Origin of the sequence: Streptomyces sp. HSW2009 (genome assembly GCF_040240285.1) — a bacterium.
GTDB lineage: Bacteria > Actinomycetota > Actinomycetes > Streptomycetales > Streptomycetaceae > Streptomyces.
Map to the genome: position 1 here is coordinate 1 of NZ_JBEHZD010000566.1, position 4735 is coordinate 4735.

At 74.1% G+C, this 4735-nt stretch carries 4 protein-coding genes; all 4 read left to right on the forward strand.

Annotated elements, in window-relative coordinates:
* Nucleotides 1-208 precede the first annotated feature (208 nt).
* The 4 genes from AAHZ94_RS28640 (at nucleotide 209) to AAHZ94_RS28655 (ending at nucleotide 4573) form a co-directional block, all read left to right on the forward strand.
* Complete coding sequence (locus AAHZ94_RS28640) at nucleotides 209-772, forward strand: heme-binding beta-barrel domain-containing protein (RefSeq protein WP_349996499.1); 564 nt, start codon at nucleotides 209-211, stop codon at nucleotides 770-772.
* Nucleotides 773-1256: 484 nt separating this feature from the next.
* Nucleotides 1257-2357 (forward strand): FecCD family ABC transporter permease, encoded by a 1101-nt coding sequence (locus AAHZ94_RS28645; RefSeq protein WP_502964809.1) that lies wholly within the window; start codon nucleotides 1257-1259, stop codon nucleotides 2355-2357.
* A complete protein-coding gene (locus AAHZ94_RS28650; RefSeq protein WP_349996495.1) occupies nucleotides 2357-3415 on the forward strand; it encodes an ABC transporter ATP-binding protein in 1059 nt (352 codons plus the stop codon). The genes AAHZ94_RS28645 and AAHZ94_RS28650 overlap by 1 nt, the downstream gene beginning before the upstream one ends.
* 96 nt (nucleotides 3416-3511) lie before the next feature.
* The gene (locus tag AAHZ94_RS28655) at nucleotides 3512-4573 is read left to right on the forward strand and encodes an ABC transporter substrate-binding protein (RefSeq protein ID WP_349996497.1); all 1062 of its coding nucleotides are present in this window, start codon (nucleotides 3512-3514) and stop codon (nucleotides 4571-4573) included.
* Nucleotides 4574-4735: the final 162 nt, after the last annotated feature.

The following is a 4735-nucleotide window of genomic DNA, read 5'->3' on the forward strand; positions in this document are numbered from 1 at the left end:
CCTGGAGACCGCCGATGACGTACGGGAACAGCGGCTGGTGGAGCGCCAGTTGGCGGGCGGGAAGGACGGGGCGCGGGGGCGGGGGCGGGGGGGGGGGGCGCCGCGCCCGGGGGGCCCCCCCCGCCCCCGGGGGCGCCCCCCGCGGCAGCCGTCGGCCCCACGGCACGGCGCCGTCTCCCGTCCGCACTACAGATCGCCTGAGCAGCTCATGATCGAGATCCCGTCCGACCTCCACCCGGACCTCGTCCCCCTCGTCTTCCTCCTCGGCAGGTGGGAGGGCGCGGGCGTCTTCGACTTCCCCGGCGCCGAGAAGTGCAACTTCGGGCAGGAGGCGTCCTTCACGCACGACGGCCGCGACTTCATCGAGTACGTCTCGCACACCTGGGAGCTGGACGACGAGGGCAAGAAGGTCCGCCCGCTGGAGTCCGAGACCGGGTACTGGCGGATCGACAAGGACCGCAAGGTCGAGGTCGTCATGATCCGCGACCAGGGCGTCGTGGAGATCTGGTACGGCGAGCTGGCCGACCAGAAGCCGCAGATCGACCTGGTCACCGACGCGGGCGCGCGCACCGCGTCCGCCGGCCCCTACACCGGCGGCAAGCGGCTGTACGGGTACGTCAAGAGCGACCTGATGTGGGTGGGTGAGAAGGCCACCCCCGAGGTGCCGCTGCGGCCCTACATGTCGGCGCACCTGAAGAAGGTCGTCGACCCGCGGGAGTGGGCCAAGGACCTCAAGGACCTGCCCGACGACGGCATCGCGTTCTTCAAGTGACCGGCCGGGCCCGCCCGTCCCACCCGGCCCACTGAGCCGATCGGCCCCGCCCGGCCCGCCGGGCCCGTTGTTCCGGCCCCGTGTCCCGTCCGTTCAGCCGTGCCTGGTGACGCGGACCGCCCACCCGTGGTTCCGTAGCGGATACGGCCCGGCGCCCGACGGCGCGCCACCGGGCCCGGCCGGTTCCGACGGAGCACGGCTGGCCCGACTGGTCCCGGCCGCGCACGGCTGAGCCCGATCTCGTTCCACAACTGCATACGCGCCCCGCGGGGGAAGTCCGGTGAGAGTCCGGCGCTGACCCGCAACGGTTGACGGAGCCGCGCATCCCAGGGATGCCGGCGCCGCGAGCCCGATCACCCGCGGTGGCGCTCGTTCCTGAACAACTCGCCGCGGACTGCGAGGGGAAACACCCGGCGCTGCCGGGCACTCCTTCACCGTACGGTCGCGGCCCGAGGCGAAGGGGGAGCCGCCCGTGGCTGCCACCATCGAGGACGCCGCCCCTCCCCGCGCGGCCGGCGCCACAGGCGCGCCCGACGGCCGGCGCCCGGTGCGCCGCGTGCCCCTGCTGCCACTGCTCGTCGCCCTGCTGATCGCGCTGCCGCTGTCGCTGGTGTGCGGGGTGCGGTTCGGGGCGGCCGGGCTCTCCTGGGGCGAGGTGCTGCGGTTCCTCGGCGCCGGGCTGACCGGCGGCACCATCGCGTCCGACGAGGTCTCCGCGTACACGATCGTCTGGGAGCTGCGGTTCCCGCGGACGCTGCTCGCGGCCGTGGTCGGGGCCGGGCTCGCCGGGATCGGCGTGGCCGTGCAGGCGATGGTGCGCAACGCGCTGGCCGACCCGTTCGTGCTCGGCATCTCCTCCGGCGCCGCGGTCGGCGCCAACGCCGTACTCCTCTTCGGCGCCCTCAGCGGCCTCGGCATCTGGGCGCTGTCCAGCGCCGCGTTCGGCTCGGCGCTGATCGCGATGGTCCTGGTGTACGCGGCGGCCCGCACCCCGCAGGGGCTGACCCCGCTGCGCCTGGTGCTCACCGGCACCGCCATGTACTACGGCTTCTCCGCCATCACCACCCTGATGGTCTTCAGCGCCGAGCACGGCGAGGCGGGCCGGGCCGCGATGATGTGGCTGCTCGGCAGCCTGGGCGGGGCGAGTTGGCAGTCGCTGCCGATCGCGGCCTGTGCGGTGGCCGGCGGGCTGGCGCACCTCATGTGGTCCGCGCGCCGGTTGAACGCGCTGGCCATGGGCGACGAGACGGCCGCCGCGCTCGGCGTGGACGCCCGGCGGCTGCGCGGCGAACTCTTCCTGATCACCGCGGCCGTCACCGGCGCCGTGGTCGCGGTCAGCGGGGCCATCGGCTTCGTCGGCCTGATGGTGCCGCACGTGGCCCGGATGCTGGTCGGCGCCGACCACCGGCGGGTGCTGGTGATCGCGCCACTGCTCGGCGCGATCCTGCTGATCTGGGTGGACATCATCTCCCGGGTGCTGCTCGCGCCCGTCGAACTGCCGGTCGGCGTGATCACCGCCGTCGTCGGCGTGCCCTGCTTCGTGCTGCTGATGCGGCGCCGCGGCTACACCTTCGGAGGCGCCTGATGCGTATCGACATCGAAGACGTCAGCGTGGACATCGGCGGCGCCCGCCTGGTCGCCGACGCCACCGTACGGGCCGCCAGCGGCCAGGTGGTCGGGCTGATCGGGCCCAACGGCAGCGGCAAGTCCACGCTGCTGCGCTGCGCGTACCGGGCGCTGCGGCCGAACGCCGGCGCGGTCCGGGTGGACGGGGACGACCTGCACGCCCTGAAGCCCCGCGAGGGCGCGCGGCGGCTGGCGGCGCTGCCGCAGGAGTCGTCGAGCGAGTTCGACTTCACCGTCGGCGAGGTGGTGGCGATGGGCCGCACCGCCCACCAGAGCGCGACCGGCCGGGCCTCGGCCGAGGACGCCCGGGTGTGCGCCGACGCGCTGTCCCGGGTCGGCGCCGACCATCTGGTCGACCGCGGCTTCCTGACCCTGTCCGGCGGCGAGAAACAGCGCGTCCTGATCGCCCGCGCCCTGGCCCAACAGCCCCGCATCCTGGTCCTGGACGAACCGACCAACCACCTGGACATCGCGCAACAGCTTGAGGTGCTGGCGCTGCTGCGGTCCGATCCGGAGGCCGGCGTGACCGTGGATGCCGGCGCCGATGCGGAGGCCGGCGCGGCGGGCACGGGTCGTACGGATGCGCATACGGCGGGTACGGGTACGGCGGATACCGGTCGCATGAGTTCCGGTCGTACGGGCACGGCGCGTACGGAACCCGCAGGTACGGGCCGGGGCCGGGCCGCCGTCGGGCGGGCGATCGGTGCGCCGGCCGGGCTGACCGTGCTCACCGCGCTGCACGACCTCAACCTGGCGGCCCGGCACTGCGACGTCCTGTACGTCATCGCCAAGGGCCGCATCGTGACCTCGGGCACCCCGCAGCAGGTGCTCACGCCCGAGCTGTTGGCCGACGTGTTCCAGGTGCTCGCCCATCCCGTACGGCACCCGGTGAGCGGCGCCCTGCAACTGCTCTTCGACCGGCTGCCCGCGCAGGGACCGGCGCCGCGGGCCGTGGCCGGGCCCGCCCTGCCGGCGCAGGCCACCGCGCCGCCGGACACTCCGGTGCCGACGCCGTAGGACCCGGCCCGGCGCGGCCCGCCGCGAACCCGGACCCGGCCCTCCCCACCCGCGCGACCCACCACCCTCCCCTCCCCACCACCCCGAGGAAGTCCCGTGCGCATCACCCGCCCCCGTGGCCCGCTCCGTACCCCCGCCGCCGTCGCCGCGGCGCTCGCCCTCGCGCTGACCGTCGCCGGCTGCGGCGCGGACGTCTCCGACGGCGACCAGGACAAGAAGGGGACGGCGGGCAAGCAGGCCAGCACGTCAGGCACCGGCGGCTACCCGGTCACCCTCACCAACTGCGGCGCGCAGGTCACGTACGACAAGGCGCCCGAGCGGGTGGTGACCAACGACGTCGGGATCACCGAGATCATGTTCGCGCTCGGGCTCGAAGACCGGATGGCCGGCTACGTCATGCCCGACGACAAGGGCGACCTGGACGCGGTGCCGTACAAGGCCGCGTACGAGAAGGTGCGCTGGCTGTCCAAGTCGGAGATCAACCGGGAGCTGGTCCTGGACGCCAAGGCGGACCTGGTGTTCGCCGGCTGGAACTACGGCTTCCGGGAGTCGGAGGGGTTCACGCCGGCCGCGCTGGACAAGCTCGGCGTGGACACGTACCTGCTCAGCGAGTCCTGCCGGAACGGCCGCGGCAAGGCGCGCGGCGTGATGTCCCCGCTCGACGCGCTCTACACCGACCTGCGCAACCTCGGGAAGCTCTTCCACGTCGAGGACCGGGCGGAGAAGCTGATCGCCGACTACCAGCGGCGGATCGCCGCGGTGCAGGCGAGGGCGCCGAAGGAGCAGCCGCGGGTCTTCCTGTACGACGACGGCCGGGACAAGCCGCTGACCTCGGGCGAGTTCGCCGGCCCGCACGACATCATCACCAAGGCCGGCGGCAACCACGTGATGAAGGACCTCAAGGACAGTTGGGTGACGGTCGGCTGGGAGACGGTCGTGGACCGGGACCCGGAGGTGATCGTCATCAACAACTACGGCGACACCAGCGCGGAGCAGAAGAAGAAGTTCCTGCTGGACTACCCGCCGCTGGCCGGCGTCTCGGCGATCAAGAACAAGCGGATCTTCACGCTGGACTACGTGGACCTGGTGGAGAGCCCGCGCAACCCGGCGGCGATCGAGGCACTCGGCGCGTACCTGCGCGGCGTGCAGCCGGGCTGACCGCGCGGGGCGGGGTGCGGTACGGGGTTGGGCGTGGGGCCTGTGGGGCGGAAGTGACGCGCGGGTGAAGCCGCCCGGGGCGCGGGCGGAAGGCGGCCCGGGGGGGGGGGGGGGGGGGGGGCGCCCCCCCCCCCCCCCCCCCGCCCCCCGCGGGGGGGGCGG

What these genes read in the sequence shown, in the direction of transcription:
- AAHZ94_RS28650 (WP_349996495.1), top strand. Translation starts at nt 2,357, where the DNA reads ATGCGTATCGACATCGAAGACGTCAGCGTGGACATCGGCGGCGCCCGC.
- AAHZ94_RS28640 (WP_349996499.1), top strand. Translation starts at nt 209, where the DNA reads ATGATCGAGATCCCGTCCGACCTCCACCCGGACCTCGTCCCCCTCGTC.